The organism is Microbacterium galbinum (genome assembly GCF_023101185.1).
Taxonomy (GTDB): Bacteria; Actinomycetota; Actinomycetes; order Actinomycetales; family Microbacteriaceae; genus Microbacterium; species Microbacterium galbinum.
Genome location: NZ_CP078077.1, coordinates 1,306,912 through 1,331,875, shown reverse-complemented (window position 1 = coordinate 1,331,875; position 24,964 = coordinate 1,306,912). Strand labels below are relative to the sequence as shown.

General features: G+C 66.6%; 24 protein-coding genes, 2 tRNA genes and 1 pseudogene. 10 read left to right on the top strand and 17 right to left on the bottom strand.

Features of this window, described 5'->3' with window-relative positions; genetic code table 11:
* Window positions 1–53 precede the first annotated feature (53 nt).
* Window positions 54–884: a helix-turn-helix transcriptional regulator gene (locus KV396_RS06640; RefSeq protein WP_247633402.1), complete on the top strand. Its 831-nt coding sequence runs from the start codon at window positions 54–56 to the stop codon at window positions 882–884.
* A 133-nt stretch (window positions 885–1,017) separates the two neighbouring features.
* Here the strand turns inward: KV396_RS06640 and KV396_RS06635 are convergent, their stop codons facing one another.
* A complete protein-coding gene (locus tag KV396_RS06635; protein WP_247957269.1) occupies window positions 1,018–1,296 on the bottom strand; it encodes a hypothetical protein in 279 nt (92 codons plus the stop codon).
* 170 nt (window positions 1,297–1,466) lie between these two features.
* On the opposite strand from KV396_RS06635, the gene KV396_RS06630 reads away from it, so the two are divergent.
* On the top strand, window positions 1,467–1,964 hold the full coding sequence (locus tag KV396_RS06630) for a DUF3253 domain-containing protein (RefSeq protein WP_247957268.1): 498 nt from the start codon (window positions 1,467–1,469) through the stop codon (window positions 1,962–1,964).
* Window positions 1,965–1,980: 16 nt separating this feature from the next.
* Here the strand turns inward: KV396_RS06630 and KV396_RS06625 are convergent, their stop codons facing one another.
* Window positions 1,981–2,514 carry a hypothetical protein gene (locus KV396_RS06625; RefSeq protein ID WP_247957267.1) on the bottom strand — a complete coding sequence of 178 codons (534 nt, stop codon included), beginning with the start codon at window positions 2,512–2,514 and terminating at the stop codon, window positions 1,981–1,983.
* Between the two features lie 82 nt (window positions 2,515–2,596).
* Window positions 2,597–3,067 carry an inner membrane protein YiaA gene (yiaA, locus tag KV396_RS06620; RefSeq protein ID WP_247957266.1) on the bottom strand — a complete coding sequence of 157 codons (471 nt, stop codon included), beginning with the start codon at window positions 3,065–3,067 and terminating at the stop codon, window positions 2,597–2,599.
* Window positions 3,068–3,356: 289 nt separating this feature from the next.
* Here yiaA and KV396_RS06615 point away from each other — a divergent pair, with 289 nt between their 5' ends.
* Window positions 3,357–3,635: a hypothetical protein gene (locus tag KV396_RS06615; RefSeq protein ID WP_247633407.1), complete on the top strand. Its 279-nt coding sequence runs from the start codon at window positions 3,357–3,359 to the stop codon at window positions 3,633–3,635.
* A 99-nt stretch (window positions 3,636–3,734) separates the two neighbouring features.
* On the opposite strand, the gene KV396_RS06610 is transcribed toward KV396_RS06615, so the two are convergent.
* The 14 genes and pseudogenes from KV396_RS06610 to dnaA form a co-directional block, all read right to left on the bottom strand.
* Window positions 3,735–3,807: transfer RNA gene (locus KV396_RS06610), tRNA-Ala, on the bottom strand.
* Between the two features lie 25 nt (window positions 3,808–3,832).
* Window positions 3,833–3,906 (bottom strand) — tRNA-Ile (locus KV396_RS06605).
* 85 nt (window positions 3,907–3,991) lie between these two features.
* Window positions 3,992–4,942 carry a hypothetical protein gene (locus tag KV396_RS06600; protein WP_247957265.1) on the bottom strand — a complete coding sequence of 317 codons (951 nt, stop codon included), beginning with the start codon at window positions 4,940–4,942 and terminating at the stop codon, window positions 3,992–3,994.
* Window positions 4,939–5,628 carry a LuxR C-terminal-related transcriptional regulator gene (locus KV396_RS06595; protein ID WP_247957264.1) on the bottom strand — a complete coding sequence of 230 codons (690 nt, stop codon included), beginning with the start codon at window positions 5,626–5,628 and terminating at the stop codon, window positions 4,939–4,941. Before KV396_RS06595 ends, KV396_RS06600 begins: the two co-directional genes overlap by 4 nt.
* A complete protein-coding gene (locus KV396_RS06590; protein WP_247957263.1) occupies window positions 5,616–6,884 on the bottom strand; it encodes a sensor histidine kinase in 1,269 nt (422 codons plus the stop codon). The genes KV396_RS06595 and KV396_RS06590 overlap by 13 nt, the downstream gene beginning before the upstream one ends.
* 129 nt (window positions 6,885–7,013) lie before the next feature.
* Entirely contained in the window at window positions 7,014–7,418 is a 405-nt protein-coding gene (locus KV396_RS06585) for a DUF3566 domain-containing protein (protein ID WP_247624045.1), read from the bottom strand.
* Window positions 7,415–9,973, bottom strand: coding sequence for a DNA gyrase subunit A (gyrA, locus tag KV396_RS06580; RefSeq protein WP_247633410.1), 2,559 nt, complete (start codon window positions 9,971–9,973; stop codon window positions 7,415–7,417). Before gyrA ends, KV396_RS06585 begins: the two co-directional genes overlap by 4 nt.
* Before the next feature lie 77 nt (window positions 9,974–10,050).
* Window positions 10,051–12,135 (bottom strand): DNA topoisomerase (ATP-hydrolyzing) subunit B, encoded by a 2,085-nt coding sequence (gene gyrB, locus KV396_RS06575; RefSeq protein WP_247957262.1) that lies wholly within the window; start codon window positions 12,133–12,135, stop codon window positions 10,051–10,053.
* A 118-nt stretch (window positions 12,136–12,253) separates the two neighbouring features.
* Complete coding sequence (locus KV396_RS06570) at window positions 12,254–12,781, bottom strand: DUF721 domain-containing protein (RefSeq protein WP_247633412.1); 528 nt, start codon at window positions 12,779–12,781, stop codon at window positions 12,254–12,256.
* Entirely contained in the window at window positions 12,778–13,953 is a 1,176-nt protein-coding gene (recF, locus tag KV396_RS06565; protein WP_247957261.1) for a DNA replication/repair protein RecF, read from the bottom strand. The genes KV396_RS06570 and recF overlap by 4 nt, the downstream gene beginning before the upstream one ends.
* 90 nt (window positions 13,954–14,043) lie before the next feature.
* Window positions 14,044–15,855 (bottom strand): amidase family protein, encoded by a 1,812-nt coding sequence (locus KV396_RS06560; RefSeq protein ID WP_247957260.1) that lies wholly within the window; start codon window positions 15,853–15,855, stop codon window positions 14,044–14,046.
* Window positions 15,856–15,905: 50 nt separating this feature from the next.
* Window positions 15,906–16,676, bottom strand: a complete 771-nt coding sequence (locus KV396_RS06555) for a cohesin domain-containing protein (protein WP_247957259.1) — start codon at window positions 16,674–16,676, stop codon at window positions 15,906–15,908.
* A 160-nt stretch (window positions 16,677–16,836) separates the two neighbouring features.
* Entirely contained in the window at window positions 16,837–17,982 is a 1,146-nt protein-coding gene (dnaN, locus tag KV396_RS06550) for a DNA polymerase III subunit beta (protein WP_247633416.1), read from the bottom strand.
* A gap of 515 nt (window positions 17,983–18,497) precedes the next feature.
* Window positions 18,498–19,772: pseudogene (gene dnaA, locus KV396_RS06545) on the bottom strand (chromosomal replication initiator protein DnaA); the annotation flags it as partial.
* A gap of 437 nt (window positions 19,773–20,209) precedes the next feature.
* On the opposite strand from dnaA, the gene rpmH reads away from it, so the two are divergent.
* The 7 genes from rpmH to KV396_RS06510 are packed head-to-tail and all read left to right on the top strand — an operon-like array spanning window position 20,210 to window position 23,838.
* Complete coding sequence (gene rpmH / locus KV396_RS06540; RefSeq protein WP_013584598.1) at window positions 20,210–20,347, top strand: 50S ribosomal protein L34; 138 nt, start codon at window positions 20,210–20,212, stop codon at window positions 20,345–20,347.
* Between the two features lie 6 nt (window positions 20,348–20,353).
* The gene (gene rnpA / locus KV396_RS06535; RefSeq protein ID WP_247957258.1) at window positions 20,354–20,701 is read left to right on the top strand and encodes a ribonuclease P protein component; all 348 of its coding nucleotides are present in this window, start codon (window positions 20,354–20,356) and stop codon (window positions 20,699–20,701) included.
* Window positions 20,698–21,048: a membrane protein insertion efficiency factor YidD gene (gene yidD / locus KV396_RS06530; RefSeq protein WP_247624055.1), complete on the top strand. Its 351-nt coding sequence runs from the start codon at window positions 20,698–20,700 to the stop codon at window positions 21,046–21,048. The genes rnpA and yidD overlap by 4 nt, the downstream gene beginning before the upstream one ends.
* Window positions 21,049–21,051: 3 nt before the next feature.
* Window positions 21,052–22,116 (top strand): membrane protein insertase YidC, encoded by a 1,065-nt coding sequence (gene yidC / locus KV396_RS06525; RefSeq protein WP_247624056.1) that lies wholly within the window; start codon window positions 21,052–21,054, stop codon window positions 22,114–22,116.
* Complete coding sequence (locus KV396_RS06520) at window positions 22,116–22,607, top strand: Jag family protein (RefSeq protein WP_247633419.1); 492 nt, start codon at window positions 22,116–22,118, stop codon at window positions 22,605–22,607. The genes yidC and KV396_RS06520 overlap by 1 nt, the downstream gene beginning before the upstream one ends.
* Before the next feature lie 31 nt (window positions 22,608–22,638).
* Window positions 22,639–23,265 (top strand): 16S rRNA (guanine(527)-N(7))-methyltransferase RsmG, encoded by a 627-nt coding sequence (gene rsmG, locus KV396_RS06515; protein ID WP_247634013.1) that lies wholly within the window; start codon window positions 22,639–22,641, stop codon window positions 23,263–23,265.
* 15 nt (window positions 23,266–23,280) lie between these two features.
* Complete coding sequence (locus KV396_RS06510) at window positions 23,281–23,838, top strand: GNAT family N-acetyltransferase (protein WP_247957257.1); 558 nt, start codon at window positions 23,281–23,283, stop codon at window positions 23,836–23,838.
* Window positions 23,839–24,964: the final 1,126 nt, after the last annotated feature.

The following is a 24,964-nucleotide window of genomic DNA, read 5'->3' as shown; positions in this document are numbered from 1 at the left end:
CGGATGCCGGAAGACGGCGCTGACACTAGTAGTGAGAGCACTAGGTTTGTGGAGTGGCCACCGACGAGCAGCAGCGCAAGGAACTCGGCGCTTTTCTGCGTGCCCGGCGCGAGCAACTCGACCGCACCGCCTACGGCCTGCCGCCCGCCGGTCGCGGCCGCACGATCGGTCTGCGCCGTGAGGAGATCTCTTACCTCTCGGGCGTCAGCGTCACCTGGTACACCTGGCTCGAGCAGGGGCGTGACATCAATCCGTCGCGACAGGTGCTGGATGCCGTCGCCACGGCGCTGCACCTGACCGTGGCCGAGCACGACTACGCGCTGCGCCTGGCCGGGTTCGCACCCGCACGGCCCGGCACGGGTGAGGCGGTCGAGACCGCACCGGCCCACGTTCAGCGCTTCCTCGATGCGCTGGAGGAGCACCCGGCATACGCACTCGCGCCCGACTGGGGCGTCGCCGGGTGGAACGCCGCTTACGAGGCGCTCTATCCGAACGTCGCCACCACCCCACCCGAGAAGCGCAACCTGCTCTGGCTGATCTTCACCGACCCCGCCGTGCGCGACCTGCTCGACGACTGGGACGACACCAGCCGCCGCTTCCTCGCCGAGTTCCGCGCCGAGGCGGGGCCGCGACTCGGAGACCCGCGCTATCGCGACCTCGTCGGGCGGCTGATGGAGGCGAGCCCGGAGTTCCGCGAACGCTGGGAGAGCCACGACGTGCGGGGGTTCGAATCGCGCGAACGCGTGTTCCGTCATCCGTCACTGGGCAGGCTCGTGTTCGAGCACCACCAGCTGCGGCCGTCCGACCAGACCGACATCCAGCTGGTCGTCTACACCCCGGCGGATGCCGCCGCCCGCGCGAGGTTCTTCCGCCGGAGGGACTGAGGGTTCGCGTGGGGGGACGCTTCGACATGCTCAGCGACCCAGTGCAGCAACTGGGTCCCGGAGCCACGACTGGGTCCCTGAGCCACGACTGGGTCCCTGAGCCTGTCGAAGGGCCCCGCCCCGCGCGACTGATTCAGCTCTCGCCGGGATCGATCCGCTTGCCCAGCAACCCGTGCTTCTCCTCGATCTCGACCTGCTCGTAGAGGCCGGCGTAGTTCTCGCGGTGGTCGGGGTCGTCGGTGAGGTTCTCGCGGATGTGCATCTCCCACACCACGTTCTCGAATTCCGTCTCGAGCATCTCCTCCACGCGGCGGTGCAATTCGTCGAAGACCTCGGGCGGGGCGAGGAATCCGATCGAGAGCTCGGCCAGCTCGAAGGTGCTCGCGTCGGTCAGATCGCTGTTCTCGGTCATGCGCGCCAGGCTAGTCGCGCTACCTGCGTGTCGTCCTCGCGAGGGGTCAGAACGCGCCGTGCCCGAGCGGGCGATGACGGCGTGTCTTGACCCCTGAGGGGGTGTGCACGCCTTCGCACCCGCGCGTCAAGTCCCTTCATCTCCGAGGGAACCGCGCGCAGAGTGACTCCATGTCCACCTCCACCGACCCCCGCACCGAGCCCGAGCGCACGCCGGACGGCCACCACTTCGTGATCGACGGACGGCGTTGGCGGGCGACGGATCCGTCGATCCCCGACTCGTTCCGGCAGGAGCTGGTCGACGAACTGATGGCCGCACGTCGCGCCGTCAAGGACGGGGAAGCGGATGCTCGGGGGCGCGTCCAGGACGCGAAGGTCGCCCTCGGGGAGCGCGGACACCCGTGGTGGGAGCAGCGAACCGGCAGCGGATTCGACGAGAGGATCGCCGCCGCCATCCGCACTCTCACGCGCCGACGGGAGGGGTCGTCGATCTGCCCGAGCGACGTCGCCCGCACCGTGGGTGGCGACACGTGGCGGGATTCGATGGACGACGTGCGCCGGATCGCCGGTGCCCTCGCGGCACAGGGCGACGTCGTCGTCACGCAGAAGGGCGAGCCCGTGCGCATCGATCACGTACGCGGACCGGTGCGGATCAGCGCCATTCGCTGAGAAGTGCGCGGGACGGTCACTCCACCCGCTGGAGGGCGACGGCGTAGACGGTGGGCGCTCCGTCGAGATCGAGCATCACGCTCATCCCGGTGCCGGTGGTCGTGAGGTCGAAGGCGATGGTGGCGTTCGTGCACTCGATCGGGTCGGTGCTCGGGTCGCTGTCGAGCTCGCCCGCCTGGAGGGTGATGGTGCCGTCGCCGCGGCAGGCGATCTGCCCCTGGTACGTGCCGGCGGGCACCGACGAGAAGCTCGTCAGGTGGTGCGCGGAGGTGTGCTCACTCAGCCACCCCGAGAACGTACCGGTGCCCTGGGCGTCGTCGGCCCAGGTGATGGCGGTGTCCGCCCAGTCCTTGATGTCGTCGACGGGAATCGGCAGCAGGGCCGCGTCGGTGTCGGCATCCGCGGTCGGGGTGGGCGTCGGGGTGGGAGCGGGCGAAGCGGATGCCGAGGGCGCAGGCGTGCCGGCATCCGTCGGCGCGCCGGTGCACCCGGTGAGGGCGATGCCGACCGTCAGCACCGCCCCGATGGTGAGTCCTCGTCTGATGTCCATACGTCCCACGCTACGGAGGCCGACCCACGGGATCGAGTCGATCACCCGCACTCGGAGGAGGTACGGAGGTTCGGTCCGACACTCAGGGTGCGGGCGGAGGCGGGAAGAGCGGCGGCCGCGGGCGCGCCGGAGCGGGGTCGCCGTCGCGAGCGGCGGCCAGGTCGCGCACGTTCTTCTGCACCGCGACGACGGCGAAGAGACTCATCGCGAAGCCGATCCCGTCGAAGCGCTTCTCCGAGAGCAGCAGATCGGCGTTCCAGAGTCCCGCGGTCATGAGGATCAGCGAGGCGAGAAGCATGCTCCACGAGACGCCGAGGTAGACGCCCGTGACGGGGATGTCTTCGGCGCGGTCGCGCACCGCCTTCTGCACCGAGACGGCGGCGAAGACACCGAGAAGGAAGACGGCGAAGTAGAAGCCCTTCTCCGAGAGCAGCATGTGTGCATTGTAGAGCCCGATGAAGAAGAGCGAGGCGCCGATTCCGAGTGCGACCCACGATGCCCCGACGAACGCGGCGGTCGGGCGCGCGGGCGCCGGTTGCTTCTGCTGTTCCATGAGAATCCCCCTCCGGTGATCGCCCGATACGCGGACGAGCCGCCCGCTCTGCACGGTCGGCACCCGAAGTCTTCCATGTGGAAATCCCTGATCAGAGGTTATCCACATGGAATATCGGTGTGCCAAAGAATCCTACGAAATCTGCCGATACGGTTCAGGTATGACGATGCAACCCGTAGGCGGCACTGGACTTCCGGTGTCTCCGTACCTCGTTTCCATCGGCAACGTGCATGCCACCCCGGACTGGGTCGTGACACCGGCGGGCACATGGCCGATATCGACGGTGAACGTGACCACGCAGGATCAGACCGCGACGACCACGCACACCCCGGCGTGGGCGATCATCATGGTGATCCTGTTCATCTGGTTCTTCCTCCTGAGCTTGCTCTTCCTTTTCGCTCGTGAACCACGAGTGAGTGGATACGTGAACGTGACGCTCTGGGGTCCGGGCGGGCAGTCGTACACCGAGAACGTTCCCGTCTGGAATGCCGCGCAGCGCGCCGATACCTTCCAGCGTGTGACCTACCTGCAGAGCATCATCGGTCAGAGTCGCGCTCGAGGAGCGTGACCCGCACGACCTCAAAGTTCTTAACAGAGTTGTTAACACCTGTGGAAACGAGAAGGCCCCGCACTTGGCGGGGCCTTCTCGAACTGTCTCAACACAGTGTGGAGCCTAGGAGATTCGAACTCCTGACATCCTGCTTGCAAAGCAGGCGCTCTACCAACTGAGCTAAGGCCCCGAGGGGTATTTCTTGAGTTGATGTGTGGGCCCACCAGGACTTGAACCTGGGACCTCTTCATTATCAGTGAAGCGCTCTAACCACCTGAGCTATGGGCCCGTCAACCTCCGAAACTTTACCGGAGATTCGCCGAAACTCCCAATCGAGCGCGGGGACCCGGGCGAGTCCCCGCGCTCATGGGCGATCAGCGGCCCGGACGGATCGTCACGCCACCGGCCGAGAGCGAGACCTCGATGCTGCGTCGGGCGCTCGCGGACTGCTCGACCCGAGCATCGAGGGACCCGGCGTCGACGCTCTGGGTGATGTCGTACGCGACATCCGGCACCGTGAGGTCGACCGAACCCGCGCTCACCTCCACCGTCGTCCGCGTCGGGGCGGTTCCGTTCAGTTCGACATTGAGTTCTCCGGCCGAGACGCTCAGCGACGCGTCGTCGACGTCGGCGAGGACGATGTCGGCACGGCCCGCGCTCATGTCCACCGCCAGAGCGGTCGCCGATCCTTCGACGTCGAGCGCCCCCGCGCTCACGTCGATGTCGAGAGCACCGAAGTCACCGACGACGTCGAGGCTTCCGGCGTCGAGCGTCAGGTCGGCGTCGATCGCGTCGGTGCGGAGAGCCTCCGGCAGGGTCAGCACGGCGACCTCGCCCTCGCGGCCCCAGTCGCCGAACCACCAGTCCCAGCGATTGTCGGGACTGCGCACCACCAGTTCGTCACCGTCGCGCTCGATGGTCCAGTCCGGGCCACGGCGGTTCGAGATGGAGAGTTCCGCCTGATCGACGTCACCGAACTCCACACGCATGCTGCTCGCATCGGCGTCGACGGTGAGAGAGTCGATGCCGTCGACGTCGATGCCCTGCACGGTGTCACCACCCGCGTTGCTCGCGACGCTGACGTTGCTCATCGCGCCGATCGCCGCCGTCCCCGCCGTGCCGACGAGGGCGATTCCGCCGACCACCGCGGTGACGATCGCGATCGCGGTCACCCCGCCCGATCGTGCACCGGTACCGGCCGGCCCGCCGGACGCGGTCGGCGGAGGCGTGGGCGGAACGGATGCCGTCGGCTGGGGCGGCGCGGACGCCGGCGGGGGAGTGAGCGGGGTGTGTCCGCCCTGGTGGTCGTTCTGGTCGGTGCTCATCGCGCCGCTCCGTTCTGGGTGGCCGGCGGGATGGGACCGCCGGTGTTCTCGATGTGGGCGAGGGCGGCGAGCACGCGGCGGTTTCCCGACTCGTCCTGCTCGAACCCGAGTTTCTGGAAGATGGAGGTGATGTGCTTCTCGACGCTCGCCTCCGACACGAAGAGGAGTCCGGCGATCGCCTGGTTCGACTTGCCCTCCGCGATCAACGCCAGCACGGTGCGTTCGCGCTCGGTGAGCCGCAGCATCCGATCGTCGCGATTGCGCCGTGTGAGCAGCTGCGCCACCACCTCGGGGTCGAGCACGGTCGCGCCCTCGGCGATGCGCTGCACCGACTGCAGGAACTCGGCGACATCGGCGACCCGGTCCTTGAGCAGGTAGCCGAGCGGGCCGCCCTGCGCGGCGATCAGGTCGGAGGCGTAGCGCTCCTCGACGTACTGCGAGAGCACGAGGAGGGCGAGCGACGGATGCGTCGACCGCAGTCCGAGCGCCGCACGGATGCCCTCGTCGGTGAACGTCGGGGGCAGGCGCACGTCGAGGATGCAGAGTTCCGGATCCGTCGTGGCGACCGCCTCGGCGAGTCCCGAGGTGTCGGGGAGTGCCGCGACGACCTCGTGGCCGGCGTCCTCGAGCAGACGCACGAGACCTTCGCGCAGCAGGACCGAGTCCTCGCAGATCAGGATGCGCATGGCACGTTCACCTCCAGGCTGGTCGGGCCGCCCTGCGGGCTCTCGAGGCGGAAGGTCCCTCCCGCGGCGAGCACGCGGTTGGCGATCCCGTCGAGTCCGCCACCGGGCTGCACCTGCGCGCCGCCCATGCCGTTGTCCTCGACGCGGGCCCAGAGCGTGTTGCCCTCGCGGATCCGCACCGTCACTCGCGCTTCGCTGGCCCGCGAGTGCTTCGCGGCGTTGGTCAGCGACTCGGCGATCGAGAAGTACACGGCCGCCTCCGCCTCACGACTGCATCGTCCGTCCATGCGGACGTCGAGCGAGACCGGGATGTGCGAGCGACCGGCGAGTGCCGACAGGGCCGCGTCGAGTCCCCGGTCGTCGAGAACCGAGGCGTGGATGCCGCGGGCGAGCTGTCGGAGTTCGGTGATGGCGGCCTTCGTGGAGGTGTGCGCCTCGGCGATCAGTTCCTTCGCCGCATCGGGATCGGTCTCGATCTTCTGCTGGGCGAGCCCGAGCGTCATGCCGACCGAGACGAGTCGCGGCTGGACGCCGTCGTGCAGGTCTCGTTCGATGCGGGTGCGTTCGACGTCGGCGGCGCGCACGGCTCCCTCACGCTGCGCGGTGGTCGTGCGCACCTGCTCGGTGAGCTCGGCCTCACGGCTGCGCACCACGATCGCGAGCGACAGCGTGCGGTGGAGAAGCGCGAGACCGATCATGCCGGCGACCGATGCGGCGATCCCGAGGATACCGACGAGCGGTGCCCAGGCGACGAGCAGTGCGCCACCGCCGAACGGGCCGACCACCGATTCCGCGGAGGTGAGGGGAGCGAACGAGATCACGACCGACCACGCGAACGCGGCGGCGAGACGCAGCACGATGAAGCCCAGCACCACGGCGATCGCGAAGTTCGCGAGCGCCCGCCACATGCGTCCGTCGATCGTCTGGCGACCGAGAGCACGGAGCCACCCGCCGAAGCCGGGCCGTTCGCGCGGCCGCAGACGCAGCGGGGCGATCGGTGTGCGGTAGAGCGCGCTCACCCGGGCGACCTCGAACCAACCGACGCCGAAGAGCGCGTAGACCAGGCCGACGAGGAAGACCAGCCCGATGCCGAAGGCGAAGAGCAGTCCGAGGCCGGTTCCGAGTATCCCGATGAGGGTCGCGTTGATGATGCCGCCGATGACGCCCACTCCCGCGAGATGCAGGATGGTGAGCGGGATCCTCAGCGGCGGCTTCACGGCCGTCGCCTGCGGCGGGGTCGCAGTCTGTGTCGTCATGATTCCAAGGTACGGGCGCGCAGATCGCGCCGACACCGAGGAACCCGGACACCTGTGTTCGGGTTTTCCCTACCCCCGTGAACGACGAAGGGGCGGATGCCGCAGCATCCGCCCCTCCATGAAAATCGGTCAGTTCGACATGAAGCCGACGAGCAGGCCGCCGGTGACCTTCACCGCGAGGTTGTAGATCCCCGCGATCACGGCGCCGAGCACCGTGAAGACGATGAGGTTGAGGATCGCCACGACGGCCGCGAAGGCCATCACCTGCGGCAGTCCGACGACCTCGGTGAGCTTGAACGCGTTGTCGGTGATGCCCGCGAGGAACGAATCGGCCGTGGTCAGCACGTTCGTCGCCTGCAGCACGAGGTAGATCAGGAAGAACGACACCATCGTGACGACGGCGAGGGCCACAGCTCCGAGGAAGGAGAGCTTCACGGCCGACCAGAAGTCGACGTAGACCAGGCGCAGGCGAACCTGCTTGCCACCGGTCTTACGGGTGGATTTCTTCGCGAGCTTGTCGGCTACCGTGCTCATGCGTCCGTGCTCTCCTCGGGGGTCTCTGTCGTCTCGGTGACGTCTGCTGCGGCATCCGCCTCATCCGTGTCGTCTTCGTCGGAGAGGCCACGTTCGCCGTTGCGGGCGATCGCGAGGATCCGGTCGGCTTCCGTCGTCCGGGCGAACACCACTCCCATGGTGTCTCGGCCCTTGGCGGGCACCTCGGCCACGGCAGAGCGTACCACCTTGCCGCTGGACAGAACCACAAGGACCTCGTCGTCTGCGGAGACGATCAGACCACCCGCGAGAGTGCCCCGATCGTCGTGCAGCTTGGCCACCTTGATGCCGAATCCGCCGCGTCCCTGGACGCGGTATTCCTCGACGGCCGTGCGCTTCGCGTACCCGCCGTCGGTGACGACGAACACGAATCGGCCGGGGGCGGCGACGGATGCCGAGAGCAGACTGTCACCCTCGCGGAACTTCATGCCCTTCACACCCGCGGTCGCTCGACCCATGGGACGCAGTGCCTCATCGGTGGCCTGGAAGCGCACCGACATGCCCTTGCGGCTGATGAGGAGGATGTCGTCCTCGGCATCGACCAGCAGAGCGCCGACCAGTGCATCGTCGTCGTTCAGGCGGATCGCGATGACGCCGCCCTGACGGTTGGTGTCGTACGCCTCGAGGCGGGTCTTCTTGACGAGACCGTTGTGCGTGGCGAGCACCAGATACTCGGCGACCGCGTAGTCGCGGATGTCGAGGATCTGAGCGATGCTCTCGTCGGGCTGCATCGCCAGCAGGTTCGCGACGTGCGTGCCCTTCGCGTCGCGGCCGGCCTCGGGCACCTCGTAGGTCTTGGCGCGGTACACGCGACCCTTGTCCGTGAAGAACAGCAGCCAGTGGTGCGTCGTCGTGACGAAGAAGTGCTCGACGATGTCATCCGCTCGCAGCTGGGCACCCTTGATGCCCTTGCCGCCGCGGTGCTGGGAGCGGTAGTTGTCGCTGCGCGTGCGCTTGATGTAGCCGTCGCGCGTGACGGTGACGACCATCTCCTCCTCGGCGATGAGGTCTTCCATCGAGACGTCGCCGTCGTAGCCGTGCAGGATGTGCGTGCGGCGCTCGTCACCGAACTTGTCGACGATGCCGGTGAGCTCTTCGCGGATGATCGTGCGCTGGCGGCCCTCGTCGGCGAGGATCGCCTTGTAGTCGGTGATGAGCGCTTCGAGCTCGTTCGCCTGATCGATGATCTTCTGACGCTCGAGGGCGGCGAGGCGACGGAGCTGCATCTGCAGGATCGCCTCGGCCTGGATCTCGTCGATGTCGAGGAGCTTCTGGAGTCCCTCGTTCGCCTCCTGCGTGGTCTGCGACCGGCGGATGAGCGCGATGACCTCGTCGAGAGCGTCGAGCGCCTTCAGATATCCGCGCAGGATGTGCATCCGCTTCTCGGCCTCGTTGAGGCGGAACTGCGTGCGACGCACGATCACTTCGATCTGGTGCGCGATCCAGTGGCTGATGAACCCGTCGATCGCGAGGGTGCGGGGCACACCGTCGACGATCGCGAGCATGTTCGCGCCGAAGTTCTCCTGCAGCTGCGTGTGCTTGTACAGGTTGTTGAGCACGACCTTGGCGACGGCATCGCGCTTGAGCACGACGACCAGTCGCTGACCCGTGCGGTCGGAGGACTCGTCGCGGATGTCGGCGATGCCCGTGATCTTGCCGTCGCGGGCGAGGTCGCCGATCTTGACCGCGACGTTGTCGGGGTTCACCTGATACGGCAGCTCGGTGATGACCAGGCACGTACGACCCTGGATCTCCTCGACGTTGACGACGGCGCGCATCGTGATCGATCCGCGGCCGGTGCGGTACGCCTCGTGGATGCCCTTGGTGCCGAGGATCTGCGCGCCGGTCGGGAAGTCCGGGCCGGGAACGCGCTGGATCAGGCCGTCGAGCAGTTCTTCGCGGGTGATGTCGGGGTTGTCGAGGGCCCAGAGCGCGGCCTCCGACACCTCGCGCAGGTTGTGCGGCGGGATGTTCGTCGCCATACCGACCGCGATACCGACCGAGCCGTTGACGAGGAGGTTCGGGAACCGGGCCGGGAGGACCGTCGGCTCCTGGGTCTGACCGTCGTAGTTGTCGGTGAAGTCGACCGTGTCCTCTTCGATGTCGCGCACCATCTCGAGCGCGAGTGGGGCCATCTTGGTCTCGGTGTATCGAGGGGCGGCGGCTCCCATGTTGCCGGGCGACCCGAAGTTGCCCTGGCCGAGTGCCAGCGGGTACCGCAGCGACCACGGCTGCACGAGACGGACGAGGGCGTCGTAGATCGCCGAGTCGCCGTGCGGGTGGTACTGACCCATGACCTCGCCGACGACACGGGCGCACTTCGAGAACGACTTGTCGGGGCGGAACCCGCCGTCGTACATGCCGTAGATCACGCGGCGGTGCACCGGCTTGAGGCCGTCGCGCACATCCGGCAGCGCGCGGCCGACGATCACGGCCATCGCGTAGTCGAGGTAGCTGCGCTGCATCTCCGACTGCAGGTCGACCTGGTCGATCCGGCCGTGGTCGTGCTCGGGGACGGGGCGTTCTTCGTCAGTCATGTGGTTTTCGATTCCGGTCGTTCAGTCTTGTCGAAGCATCCGGGACCCTTCGACAAGCTCAGGGACCCAGGGTGGCGTCAGATGTCGAGGAAGCGGACGTCCTTGGCGTTGCGCTGGATGAAGGTACGGCGCGATTCGACGTCCTCACCCATCAGCACGCTGAAGATCTCATCGGCGGCCGCGGCATCCTCGATCGTCACCTGACGGAGGGTGCGGGTGGAGTGATCCATCGTGGTCTCCCACAGCTCCTTGGCGTTCATCTCGCCGAGACCCTTGTAGCGCTGGATGCCTGCATCCTTCGGGATGCGCTTGCCGTTGTCGAGGCCGTACTTGAGCAGCGCGTCGCGCTCGTCATCGCTGAACACGTACTCGTGCGGCGAGTTCGACCACTTCAGGCGGTACAGCGGCGGCATCGCGAGGTACACGAAGCCGGCCTCGATGAGTCCGCGCATGTAGCGGAACAGCAGGGTGAGCAGCAGCGTCGTGATGTGCTGGCCATCGACGTCGGCATCCGCCATCAGGACGATCTTGTGATAGCGGGCCTTCTCGATGTCGAAGTCCTCGCCGATGCCCGTGCCGAAGGCCTGGATCATCGCCTGGACCTCTTTGTTGCCGAGGGCCTTGTCGAGGCGCGCGCGCTCGACGTTCAGGATCTTGCCGCGGAGCGCCAGGATCGCCTGCGTGTGCGGGTCGCGACCCTGCACCGCGGAACCGCCGGCCGAGTCACCCTCGACGAGGAAGATCTCGCTGATCGACGGGTCCTTGCTCGTGCAGTCCTTGAGCTTGTCGGGCATCGCGGCCGACTCGAAGACGCTCTTGCGACGCGCGGTCTCCCGCGCCTTTCGAGCCGCCAGGCGCGCGGTCGCCGCATCGATCGCCTTGCGGATGACGTTCTTCGCCTGGCTCGGGTTGCGCTCGAACCAGTCGCCGAGCTGATCGCCGACGACCTTCTGCACGAACGCCTTCGCCTCGGTGTTGCCGAGCTTGGTCTTGGTCTGTCCCTCGAACTGCGGCTCGCCGAGCTTGATCGAGATGACGGCGGTGAGCCCCTCGCGCACGTCGTCGCCCGAGAGGTTGTCGTCCTTCTCCTTGAGCAGGTTGTTCGCGCGCGCGTACTTGTTGACCAGGGTGGTCAGTGCGGCGCGGAAGCCCTCTTCGTGCGTTCCACCCTCGTGCGTGTTGATGGTGTTCGCGTAGGTGAAGACGTTCTCGGTGTACGAGGTGGTCCACTGCATCGCGACCTCGAGCGAGATCTTGCGCTCGGTGTCCTCGGACTCGAACGCGATGATCTCCTCGGTGACGACCTCGGCGTGACGCACCTTGTTGAGGTACTCGACGTAGTCGACGAGTCCGCGCTCGTAGAAGAAGACGTCGCCGGGCTGCTTCTCGATCGTCTGCCCGTTCTCCTCGATCTCGTAGGTCGAGGACGGACGCTCGTCGCTCAGCTCGATGCGGAGTCCCTTGTTGAGGAACGCCATCTGCTGGAAGCGCGTGCGCAGGGTGTCGTAGTCGTACTCGGTCGTCTCGGTGAAGATCGATCCGTCGGCCCAGAAGGTGATCGCGGTTCCGGTCTCGTCGGTCGCCTCACCCTTCTCGAGCTGCTGCTGCGGGGCACCGCCGTCGGCGAAGCTGTGCCGCCAGACGAAGCCCTTCTGCTTGACCTCGACCTCGAAGCGCGTCGACAGCGCGTTCACGACCGAGGAGCCGACGCCGTGCAGACCGCCCGAGACGGCGTAGGCGCCGCCGCCGAACTTGCCACCGGCGTGCAGGATCGTGAGCACGACCTCGACGGTCGACTTGGTCGGGTCGGAGGAGTGCGGATCGACGGGAATGCCGCGGCCGTTGTCGACCACGCGCACGCCGCCGTCGGCGAGGAGGGTCACCAGGATCGTGTCGGCGTAGCCGGCCAGCGCCTCATCGACCGAGTTGTCGACGATCTCGTAGACCAGGTGGTGCAGACCGCGCGGACCGGTGGACCCGATGTACATGCCGGGGCGCTTGCGCACGGCCTCGAGGCCCTCGAGGATCTGGATCGAGTCGGCCCCGTATTCGGGGAGGTCGCCCGCGGGTGCGTTCGATGTTCCTCCGGTCGCACCCGTCGAAGGGTCGGGGGTTCCCCCGGTGGTCGATTCGGACTCGTCGGCGGGGGATTCAGGCGTCATCAGAAGACATTCTCCACATCGATATTGCGAACTCCCAGTCTAGCCGGGTTTTCTCTCGAAATATCGCTCAACGGCCGCGTGTGGGCCTCTGAGAGGTTTTACCCCCTTGCATGGTGCCCTACCCGTAGGTATCGCGCGGGCCCCGCCCTGGAACGACTCTGGGACCCCATTTCCAGGAGGGGACGTCCGGTCCGATGAAGCGGAGGTTCTCGACGCCGGCATCCGGATACCGTCGTCCGATCTCGGTGAGGATGGTCGCCCGCATGTACTGCAGGTTCTTCGCCCACGCGGTGGAATCGCACTTCACCGTTAGCAGCCCGCGTTCGAGCGAGACCGGTTCCGAGTGCTTCGCGGTGTCGGCGCCGGCGAGATCGGCCCACTGACGCACGAGGTCCTCCCGGGCGAGCGTGATCTGCCAACCGGAGTCGCGGCTGAGCTTGTCGAGCACGGCACCGAGGGCACCGGGGTCGCGGCCGGGAGCGAACGGGGCGTTCTCGTCGTCGATCGAGACGCGCTTCTTCTTGCGCCAGTTCTTGGCGCTGGGCTTGAGTCCCCGCAGACGCAGATAGGTCGCCACCGTCTCGGGCGCTTCGGGGGCGGAGGTCTCGGATGCCGGAACGGATGCCGGATTCACGATGTCGTTCATTCGTCGCCCCCCGACCGCTCGTCGCTGATGGTTCCCGCGGTGATCCGCACGACGTGCGCATGCAGCACCTCGGGGATATCCTCCTCCACGGCCGCGGTCACCACCACCTGCTCGTAGCCCGCGGTGAGCGCAGCGAGCCGCTGACGACGATCGGCGTCGAGCTCGGCGAAGACGTCGTCGAGGATCAGCACCGGGTCGCCGGCCGGGGATTCGCTGCGCAGGAGCTCGGCCGAGGCGAGACGCAGCGCGAGCGCGACGGACCAGGATTCGCCGTGCGAGGCGTAGCCCTTCACCGGGAGCGAGCGGACGCGCAGCACCAGATCGTCTCGATGCGGACCCGTCAGCGTCAGACCCCGATCGAGCTCGTTCGAGCGCTTCGACGCGAGCGACGCGCGGAACTGCTCGGCGACGGCTGCCGGCGTCACGGCATCCTCGGGCGCGGTGGCTGTGTCTTCGTCTTCTTCGGGGTCCCCGCCGCGGATCGACAGCGCCCACTCGAGCTGGGGTCGATGATCGGCACCCGCGATCGCGGCGTACGCATCGGCGACCGGCTGCTGCAGGTCGTTGGCCAGGCGCTGGCGCGCGACGATGATCTCGGAGCCGAGTGCGACCAGCTTGTCGTCCCAGACGTCGAGAGTGCTCAGTCCCTCACCCCGGATGCCGCGGGCCCGGGCCGACTTCAGCAGCGCGTTGCGCTGCTTGAGCACACGGTCGTAGTCCGCGAGCACGGCGGCGAGGCGAGGCGTGCGCTGGATGAGCAACTGGTCGACGAAACGGCGGCGCGACGACGGGTCGCCACGCACGATCTGAAGATCCTCCGGGGCGAAGAGCACGACGTGCGCGTAACGCGGCAGCTCGTTGGTCTTCGACGGGGAGCCGTTGATGCGCGCCTTGTTCGAGCCCTGTCGATTCACCTGGACTTCGGCGAGCACCTTGCGCTCCCCGTGCGAGAGTCGCGCGCGGATGATCGCGAACTCCTGTCCGTCGCGCACCATGGGGGCGTCGGACGAGACCCGGTGCGAGCCCAGGGTGGCGAGGAAGACCACGGCTTCGGCGAGATTCGTCTTTCCCTGCCCGTTCCGGCCGACCAGGACGTTCGGTCCGCGGTGCAGAGCGAGTTCGGCGGTCGCGTAATTGCGGAAATCCACCAGACTCAGATGCTCCACGATCACGGAGTCAGCCTACCTTCGGGGTCCGACATCTTCCCCGGCGGAGCCGAACCGGCGACTGCCCGAGCTGTTAGAGCAGTCGCCGGTCGTGGATCACGGCAGCGGGCCGTAGAGCGACGGCGCCGTGCGGGCATCCGTCGCCTGCTCGAACGCGTACGCCAGACCGAGGAGGGTTCCCTCGTCGAAGTCGCGTCCGAGGAACTCGAGGTTCACGCCGCTGCCGGGCAGCGTCTCACCCGCGATCGTCTGCCCCATCGGCACGGTGACCGACGGCATCCCGGTGTTCGGGCTCAGCCGCATGTTGGTCCCCTGGGTCCCGTAGGCGTTCGTGCTCGGATAGACGATCGCGTCGAGGTCGAGATCCTCCATCATCTGCGTCACGAGCGTCTTGCCGGCCGCGAGCTGCACGGTGTGCGTACCGGTCTCGCCCGCCCAGCCCTCGTAGGTCGCGTCCGTGACCGCATTGCGCGCCACGTAGATCGACCGCCGGGAGGTGACGAAGCTGTTCGTCGCGAGGATGTCGGTGAGAGTGCGCGCCTCGACATCGGGGCCGAGATGCGTGGCGATGTACTCATCGAGATCGTGGACGAACTCGTTCGTCGACCCGGAGCCCTCGTTCAGAACGGCGGAGAACCCGGACGGAGGAGTGATCGGCACCACGGTCGCGCCCTGCGCGGTCAGCGCTGCGGTCGCCTCGGAGAAGAGCCGCACGGTGCCGGCGTTGGTTCCCACCATCGACGAGACATAGCCGATCCGCGCGCCCTGGAGCGCATCCGCGTCGAGGAACGAGGTGTACGACTCGGGCACGAGGCCCTCCTGTCGTGCGGTGACGGGATCGGCGTCATCGACTCCCACCACCGCGTCGAGAGCGACGGCGGCATCGATGACGGAACGAGCCATCGGCCCACCGGTGTCCTGCGAGAGGGCCAGCGGGATGATGCCGTCGCGGCTGGCCAGACCCACCGTGGGGCGGACACCCACGAGCTGGTTGTACGACGACGGGACACGGATCGACCCGCCCGTGTCGGTGCCGAAGCCGATGCCCGCGAGGTTCGCGGAGATCGCGGCTCCCGTGCCACCGCTGGATCCGCCGGCCGTCCGGGTGGTGTCGTACGGGCTCGCCACGAGTGACGTCGCTCCCGGCTCCTGGAACGAGGAGAACTCCGAGACGAATCCGTAGGCGAACTCGTCGAGGCTGGCCTTCGCGAGGATCACGGCGCCGTCGCTGCGGAGTCCGCTGACCATCGACGCGTCGGTCGCGGTCTGGTTCTCGTTCCAGCAGGCGCATCCACCGGTGGTGACCATGTCGACCGTGTCGTAGTTGTCCTTCAGCGCGATCGGCACGCCCAGCAGCATGCTCGTCATGCCGTCGGATGCACGGATCTCGTCGGCCGCAGCCGCATCCGCGAGGGCCTTCTGGTTCACCGTGATGATCGAGTTGAGCGGACGGCTTCCGCCGGGCACGACCGTGCGGTCGTACGCGGCGATCCGGTCGAGGTATTCCTGGGTGATGCTCTGGGAGGTCGCGACTCCCGCATTCATCGCGGCCTGCATGTCGATCACGGATGCTTCGACGAGCTCGAAGGGACCGTCGTCGTAGATGATCCGCTGCGAGAGATCGGCGAGATCGAGGATCGTGAGCTCGCCGTCGGCATCGGTATCGAAAACGGCAACTCGGGACCAGTCCGGCGACGACTCCGTGAGACCGAGGGATTCGGCGGCGACGGACAGATCCGCGGCCGTCACCATCTCGTCACCGGTCACGTCGAGCTCGCTGTAGTACGGGGGGAGGCTGACGGTGGCCGGTGCCGCCGCCGTCGCTGCTCCGCTCGCCATCCCCGCCGCGACGATCGTGGAACCCACGACCGAGACGGCGGCGACGATCCGCAGTGTGGTCTTCTTCACAGTGGTGTCTCTCCTGGTTCTCGGCTTCTCTGCTCGGGTGTCGTGCGCGGTCATCGGGTCCTCCGTCGAACGGCGATGACGGTGCCCGCCGCGATGGCGGCGATGGCTCCCGCACCGAGGATCAGCCAGGGTGCGGCATCCGCGCCCGTGACGGCGAGCGAGCCGTCCGTCGTCGTGCCCGATCCGGAACCCGAGCCCGAATCCGAACCCGATCCGGTGTCGGGATCGCCGCCATCGGAGCCACCATCGGAGCCTCCGTCACCGGGCCCCGGCTCGGTGTCCTCATCGGCGGTGATCTCCACCGTCGTCGACGTGCCCGGCGCATCGGAATCGACCGTCGACGATGCGGTGCTCGAGTCGACGATGCGTCCGTTCGCGATGTCGAGCGAGGCGTCGCCCGCCTCGAGTGCGGTGAAGGTGAGTGTGACCAGGGTCTGCGTGCCGGTCAGACCGGGGGAGGTGCCGAGCCGGGTCGCGGCGACCGCGATCTCACTGCCCGAGTCGGTCGCCGATCCGAAGCCGCCGGTCGGGAGGATCTCGCTGTCCGCGACGAACGCGAGCAGGTCGGGGTCGTAGGCGATGTCGAGCTCGTACGCGTAGGCGTCGACCAGACCGGTGAACACCGCGCTGACGGTGATCGTGTCACCGACGGACACCGACGTCGGAGCGGCGGTCAAGGTGGCGGTTTCGTACGAGTCGGGCACGACCACGGCCGAGGCGGGTGATGTCGCACCGAACGCGAGCAGAGTCGCGGCCGTGAATGCGACGCCGGATGCGAGCGCTCGCAACCGGCGGAATCGGGCAGGGGGGATCTCGGGCATGCGGAGCGTCTTTCGTCTGGAGAGACGAGCTCGGCTGCACGGCTACGCGGAGCAGCCGTGCTCAGGGGGTACGGCTGACTCTCGCAGTCGGGTGTTTCGCATTCTGAGCGCTGCGGTTTCCGGCGCGTAACGGCCGGATCCGGGGCTCAGCGCAGGGGGCTCAGCGCAGCAGGAGGTTCGGCTGCAGGAGGTACTTGAACGAGTCGAGACCCGCCTGGTCGACCGAGGTCTGGCTCGTGATCAGCACGGGGCTGAGCTTGTTGGCGTTGTCGCTCGAGGTGAACGTGACGCGCACGAACTCGCTCTTCACGGCACCGAGCGCCTCGATCAGGTACTGGGGGTTGAGGCCGAGCACGACCTCTTCGCCACCGGAGAGGATCGCGTCGACCGACTCGGAGGCGCGAGCGTGCTCGCTGCCCGAGGCATCCATCGTCACGCTGTCGCTGGAGAACGTGAACCGCAGCGGAGCCGCGCGATCGAGCACGAGGGCGACACGACGCACGGCCTCGATGAGGTCGGCGGTGTTGACGACCGCGTAGTGGTCGGTCTGCTCGGGGAACAGGCGGCGCACGGGCGGGAAGTTGCCCTTGATCAGCAACGAGGTCACGGTCTTGTTCCCCGCGGTGAACGCGATGATCTCGCGATCGCCGGCACCCGAGAACGCGATCTGGATGGTTCCGGCGTGACCGAAGGTCTTTCCAACCTCGACGAGCGTGCGGGCGGGGACGAGTGCGGTCTGATCCGCAGCGGATTCGCCGTCCCACGGCACGTCTCGGAGCGATACGCGGTAGCGGTCGGTCGCGACGAGACTCAGACTCTGGCCCGATACCTCGAGCTGCACACCCGTGAGAACCGGGGTGACGTCGTCACGCGAAGCGGCGAAGCCGACCTGGGCGATCGCCGTGCCGAAGTCGTCGGCCGGGACGACACCGGAGGAGCCGGCGACCTCGGGGATCGACGGGTACTCCTCGACGGGCATGGCCGCGAGGGTGAATCGGGCGGATCCGCAGGTGACCGTGATGCCGCCGTCTTCCTCGACCGCGATCTCGATCGGAGCGTTCGGCAGACGGCTGGCGATGTCGGAGAGCAGACGGCCGTGCACGAGGATCGTGCCGGGGGTGTCGACGGTGGCCTCGATCGTGGTGCGGGCGGATGCCTCGTAGTCGAAGGCCGAGAGGGTCAGACCTGAACCGTCCGCCTCGATCAGCACTCCGGCGAGGATCGGCTGCGGGTTGCGCTGCGGCAGCAGCTTGACGACGAACGACACTGCCTCGCTGAAGACATCGCGGTTGACCTGAAACCTCACGGGTGCTCCCTTGTCGTCGATCTAGGACGGTGTCGTCGGTACTGCTGCGAGGTGAGCCCACCGCAGGGCTTCCCATGCTAGCCCCACAGTCCTTCGGATCCCTACGCCGACGGGAATCTGTCGTTCGGGGTGGTTCTCCCCACCGTCTGGTGATCGGATCGCGCCTTAACCGGGTTAACTCCTTAACGGTGTTAACAGCTGTGGATACTGTGGATAACTCGGTGGATAGTAGTCGCGAGTAGGGAACTACACGCTTGTCAGTTGTGGAATCCCTGAGGAAACCGCGGGTTCGAGGCATCCGACCGTCCGATCGGTCCCCCCAAGTTATCCACAGGTTTGGGTCTTCGGACCTCATTCATCCCGATGTGATTCACAACCATCCACAAGTTATCCACATGTGCATAGAGGCATTTATCGGATGCCGCGGATCGTCGTCAAGTCCGAAAAAAGGGGGACACGACCCGTGAACGGATGCCGTGTCCCCCGTGTCGAGGCGCTGACTGCGGTTCGAGCGGTCAGCGTCGACCGAGCTGTGTGGTGATCTCGGTCACCTGGTTGTAGATGGAGCGACGCTCTTTCATGAGGTCGCTGATCTTCTTGTACGCGTACATCACCGTGGTGTGGTCGCGGTTGCCGAACAGTTGACCGATCTTCGGCAGCGAGAGACTCGTGCGCTCCCGGCAGAGGTACATGGCGATCTGACGCGCGGTCGCGATCTGCTGCGAGCGGCTCGATCCGTAGAGGTCGTCGACCGTGAGCTTGAAGTACTGAGCGGTCGCCGTGATGATGTCGGTCGGCGAGATGATGTTGTCCTCCGCCGTGTCGACGATGTCTCGCAGCACTGTCTGGGCGAGGGAGATGTCGAGCGCCGAGCGGTTCAGGCTCGCGAAGGCCGAGACACGGATGAGTGCGCCCTCGAGTTCGCGGATGTTCGACGACACCACGGTCGCGATGTACTCGAGCACCTCGTCGGGGATGTGGAGGGCCTCGCTCTGCGCCTTCTTGCGCAGGATGGCGATACGCGTCTCGAGGTCGGGCGCCTGCACGTCGGTGATCAGACCCCACTCGAAGCGGCTGCGCATGCGGTCCTCGAAGCCGGTGAGGTGCTTCGGTGCGACATCGCTCGTGATCACGACCTGCTTGTTGTGGTCGTGGAGGGTGTTGAAGGTGTGGAAGAACGCTTCCTGCGTCTCGGCGCGACCCTGCAGGAACTGGATGTCGTCGATGAGCAGGATGTCGACCTCGCGGTAGCGCGCCTGGAACGCGGCGCCGCGGTTGTTCGCGATCGAGTTGATGAAGTCGTTCGTGAACTCCTCGCTCGAGACGTAGCGCACCTTGACCCCCGCATAGAGGGACTGTGCGTAGTCGCCGATCGCGTGGAGGAGGTGGGTCTTGCCCAGCCCCGAGTCGCCGTAGATGAAGAGGGGGTTGTACGCCTTGGCCGGCGCCTCGGCCACGGCGACCGCCGCCGCGTGCGCGAAACGGTTGGACTGACCGATGACGAAATTGTCGAACGTGTACTTGGGGTTGAGGCGCGACTCGTGGCGCAGCGGGGTGGGCTGCTCCATCGGCGACTCGACCCGAACGTTCTCCTGTCGCCCGAAGTCGGCGACGGCGATGGGGGCGGTGGGCTGCTCGGCGAGCTCGTGGTTGACCACGACGCGGAAAGAGGTGACCTCTTCACCGATATGGGTGAGGGCCTCCATGATCGGCAGCCGCAGACGCTTGTTGATCTGTGCCGCGGTGAGGTCGTTGGGCACCTCGAGATAGAGGGTGGCCGACATGACCCCTGCCGGGACGGCGAGACTCAGGAAGCCCTGCAGCTGCGGCGTGACCCGATCGTCATCGACAAGCAACTCCTGCACCGTGGTCCAGATCGGGACGTCGGGCTGGGCAGGTGAGGACATGACGCTCCGGGCGGGGATCGGTGAGGGGCTGCGAGACGCGGGTCGCCCCTGTGGATAACTACGGATGCCAACGGTAGTCATCGCAGCCGGGAACGGCAACCTGCCCTGGAAAATCAACGCGCGTGTTGTGCCACGCCCGGCGTTCGAGGTTGTGGATAATGGCTGTGCGGTACTCACCGATCCACCGCGGCGAAGCGCGCAGATTTGCTCTGTGCGCCGCCGCGACGTACCCTTAGTCGGTTGACTTATGCCTTTTCGGCAGTTCCCAAAATTGTCTCCGGTCGCAGTGAATCCGGTGGCAGCATTCCCGGAGTGATCTTATGAGCAAGCGCACCTTCCAGCCCAACAACCGTCGTCGCGCCAAGAAGCACGGCTTCCGCGCCCGTATGCGTACCCGTGCGGGTCGTGGCATCCTCGCCGCGCGTCGTGCGAAGGGCCGCACCGAGCTCTCCGCGTAATCCGCTGTGCTCGCCCGCGCCTATCGGCTGACCCGCGGGAGCGACTACCGGTTGGTCGTTCGTCGCGGTTCACGCTGTGGCGGGGCGCGCGTCATCACCTCGATGATGACGACGGATGAGAGCAGGGCCGCGCGTTTCGGCTTCATCATCAGCAAGCAGGTCGGCGGGGCGGTGGTTCGAAACACCATCCGGCGTCGACTGAAAGCTGTGTGCGCCGAAGCGCTGTCTCGCGTACCCCAGGGCACGGATGTCGTCATCCGTGCCCTTCCTTCGTCCGCGACCGCGACCTATGCCGAGCTCCAGGCCGATGTCGAGCGCTGCTTCTCCCGACTCGCACCGACGGACGCGCGATGACCGCGCTGCCGGCATCCTCCATCGGGACGGGACACCTGCACACGGGTGATCTGATGCGCAGCATCCCGTTGATCCCGCGCAATCTCGTGCTCGGGTTCCTCACCGGGTACCGCAAGGTGATCTCCCCGATGTATGGAGATGTCTGTGCGTACTACCCGTCCTGTTCGGCTTACGCTGTAGGTGCGGTGCAACAGCACGGTGCCGTGCGGGGAACACTGCTCTCGGCATGGCGCATCCTCCGTTGCAATCCCTGGACCCGCGGGGGCGTCGACGACGTGAAACCGCACGAACACTTCCGCCACGACCTGACCGCCCATGGTTTCGTCGTTCCCGCTCGAAAGGACTGACCGGTGGGTCTCGACCTTCTGCTCGCCAGCGTCTCACCGTCGCCGGCTCCCTCCTCCGGAGGTTTCGATCTGATCGGAACCATCCTCTGGCCGCTCAAGTGGCTGGTCGAGCTGGTGCTCGTCGCCTGGCACTGGCTGCTGACCGCCGTCGGCCTGCCGGCAGCGTCGGGCATCACCTGGGTCCTGTCGATCGTCGGTCTCGTCATCGTGGTGCGTGCTGCTCTGATCCCGCTCTTCGTGAAGCAGATCAAGAGCCAGCGAAAGATGATGGAAATCGCTCCTGAACTGCGGAAAGTCCAGGAGAAGTACAAGGGCAAGCGCGACCAGCTCAGCCGTGAGGCCATGAGTCGCGAGACGATGGCCCTCTACAAGAAGCACGGCACGACGCCGATGTCGAGCTGTCTCCCGCTCCTCGTGCAGATGCCGGTCTTCTTCTCGCTCTTCAGCGTGCTCAGCGATGTCACCAAGCACCACGCGGCCGGCATCGGCGGTGTGGGCCTCCTCAACGCCGAGCTCACCGAGCAGTTCTACGACGCGAAGCTCTTCGGTGTCGCCTCGCTGCACGAGACGCTCGGCAACGCGGTCGACGCCGGCAACACCACGGCGATCATCATCCTGGTCACGCTCGTCGTGCTGATGATCGGTTCGCAGTTCTTCACCCAGCTGCAGATCATCTCGAAGAACCTGTCGCCCGAGGCCAAGACCGGCCAGGCGTACCAGATGCAGAAGATCATGCTCTACGTTCTGCCGCTGGGCTTCATCTTCTCGGGTATCTTCTTCCCGCTCGGCGTCGTCGTGTACTGGTTCATCTCGAACCTGTGGACGATGGGGCAGCAGTTCCTCGTCATCCGCGAGATGCCGACCCCCGGATCCGAAGCAGCCAAGGCCCGCGAGGAGCGCCTCGCTCGCAAGGGCAAGGCGATCGACTCCTCGGGCAAGGTCGTTCCGATGGCCGCGTACGAGGCCGAGCAGAAGCGTCTGTTCGACGAGGCGGAGAAGGCGAAGGCCGAAGCACCGAAGCGTCAGCAGCCGGTGGGCAAGAAGCGCGCGAAGAAGAAGGGCTCCTGATGAGCGAGAGCGTGACCGAGAACGTCGAGCCCACGGTGGCCGAGCTCGAGAACGAGGGCGACATCGCCGCGGACTACCTCGAAGAGTTGCTCGACATCGCCGACATCGACGGCGACCTGAATCTCGATGTTCGTCAGGGACGTGCGTACGTCTCGGTCGAGGCGGAGGGCGACGGGCTCAGCCTCCTGTCGGCTCCCGATACGGTTCAGGCGCTGCAGGAGCTCACGCGCCTCGCCGTGCAGAGCAAGACCGGCTCGTTCTCCCGCCTGATCCTCGACATCGGCGGTTCGCGCGACACGCGTCGTCGTCAGCTCGAGACGCTGGTGGATGCCGCTGCAGCGAAGCTCGATGAGGGTGCGTCTCAGGCGTCGCTGCCCTCGATGTCCAGCTACGAGCGGAAGCTCGTGCACGACATCGCGGCGGAACGCGGACTCGTTTCCGAGTCGTACGGTGAGGGCGCGGACCGTCACACGGTTCTGCGCCGTCGCTGACATCGAACGATCGATGTCGGATGTACTCGGCATGAGTGGGCTCGAGGCGGAACCGGCCGTTGCGGCCACGCTCTTCGGTGATCGGATCGACACCGCGCGTGCCTTCACCGATGCGCTCGCCCGTGAGGGAGAGCAGCGTGGTCTGATCGGCCCATTGGAACTGCCGCGACTGTGGACGCGTCACATTCTGAACAGTGCGATCGCGGCACCTCTCTTCCACGGCCGTGTTGCCGACATCGGCTCTGGAGCGGGACTTCCGGGGCTGGTGCTGGCGATCGCCCGACCGGATGTGCACTGGACCCTCATCGAGCCCATGGAACGACGCGTGACGTGGTTGACCGAGCAGGTCGACGCGCTCGGCCTCGAGAACGTCGAGATCCTGCGCGCTCGTGCCGAGGATGTGGGCCGACCCGGCGCCTTCGACGTGGTCACCGCGCGTGCCGTCAGCGCTCTGCGCACACTGCTTCCTCTCACCGCGCCGCTCGCGCGCGATGGTGGAGAGGTGACTCTCCTCAAGGGGATGAACGCGGCGAACGAGATCGACGCCGCGCAGAAGCAGATCAAGAAGTACAAGCTCAGCGACGTGCGGGTCGAGGTGCTCGGTGAGGGCGTTCTCCCGGAGATCACCCGCGTGATCCGGGCCTTCGTGCGCGCCTGAGCGGCGATGTTTCACGTGAAACATCACATCGCCGAGGGAGGGCTCTGGCCCGAGGTCGACGATGTTTCACGTGAAACGTTGCCCGGATTCGCTTCAGATCAGAGTGTTCGCGGTCGGGAGGGTATGGACATGGACTGGACGTTGCGCACGAGCACGCCGAGTGATGCGGCCTGGATAGCCGAGCTGCGCGCCGTGGTGATGCGTCCGGATCTCGAGCGCCTCGACAGGTACGACCCGACCTGGGTGCGTGAACGCTTCCTGAGGGCTTTCGTGCCGGAGAACACCTGGGTCATCGTCCTCGATGGGCGCGACGTGGGATCTGTTGCCGTTCGCGACGAGCCGGATGCCGTATGGATCGAGCACTTCTATCTGGACCCGAACGTGCAGGGCAAGGGTGTGGGGACTGCGGTGCTCACTCACCTTCTCGAGAAGCATGGCACCGGGCTCCCCTTCCGCCTGAACGTACTGCAGGGGAGTGCCGCTCGGCGTCTCTACGAGCGTCATGGATTCAGGCTCGAGAGTGAGGATGCCGTGGACGTCTTCATGGTTCGTGGGGGAGTGGAGTCCTCGTAGTTCTGGTGTTTCACGTGAAACACCGGTGACTGCTTTCGTGCGTTTCTTGTGGGTGTGGAGGCGGCGTACTCCCTTCGTTCGCAGAGCGGGGACCCTCCCGCTTCGCGGGCCCCTCCCGATCCTCACTCCCGGGAGTACGCCACCTCCACACAGTGGCTTGTAGGCCTGTGCGAGCAGGGGGGACCGGGCGGTGACGGCCTCTGCATATCTGTGTTTCACGTGAAACATCGTTCCCGATGAAGCTCGTCATCTCCAGTGCGAAGACGTCGGGAGCGGCAGGGTTGGTCGGTTGGGTTGCGGCTCTCGAGTACTTCTCGCTCGTGTGAGGAGCGCCTGAGGCGTTACTACCTCGCGAGTTCGTGCCGATGCTCAGGTGAGGGAGCGCACTAAGCTCGCTCAATCTGATGCAGCAGCGCGCGGAGGGCGAGTGCGTTGAGGGGCTGCTGGTGTCGGCTGGCTCTGTTTCACGTGAAACATCTGGTTAGAGAGCCCGATCAGAGGGTTCGAGGTAGCTGGTGCGCAGCGGTAGTGTTCCCTTCGCTTGTGACTTCGTTCGCTTCTTATTGTTTCTTGTGGTCCGCTCGCTCAGTAGAGCCGGGGGCCCGCCGCCCCGCGGGTCGGGCGACGTTAGGCCCTGGCGCACCTAGTTGCCTCTGCAGTCCATATCACCTGTCGTTGCGCGCTGCGCCGTTGTCGGGACTCTTGGGGCGATGTTCCACGTGAAACATGTGGTGTTGCGGCCGGGATAGCGACGAACAGTGAACGGAGTGTGGGGGAGGTGTGGGGACCGGTGGCGCTCGTTTCAGACCTTCGCCTTGCCTCCCCTCGCCTTGCTTCCCCTCGCATTGCGCTTCGCCACTTCGCGCCTTCCGCCCCTCCCCCCGTAGGAGAGCTCGGTGAACCGGAACGAAACGCGGCAAGCTGGCACGAAACGAGGCATGGGGATGCGAAGCGAGGCAAAGCGGGATGACGCGAAGCGGGATCGCTCAAAGCAAGACGCAGCGAGGCGAAGCGGGACGCGGGGGACGCCGGGGGGGGGGGGGGGGGGGGGGGGGGGGGGGGGGGGGGGCGGGGGGGGGGGGGGGGGGGGGGGCGCGGGGGACGCGGGGAAGGGTACGGCGGGAGG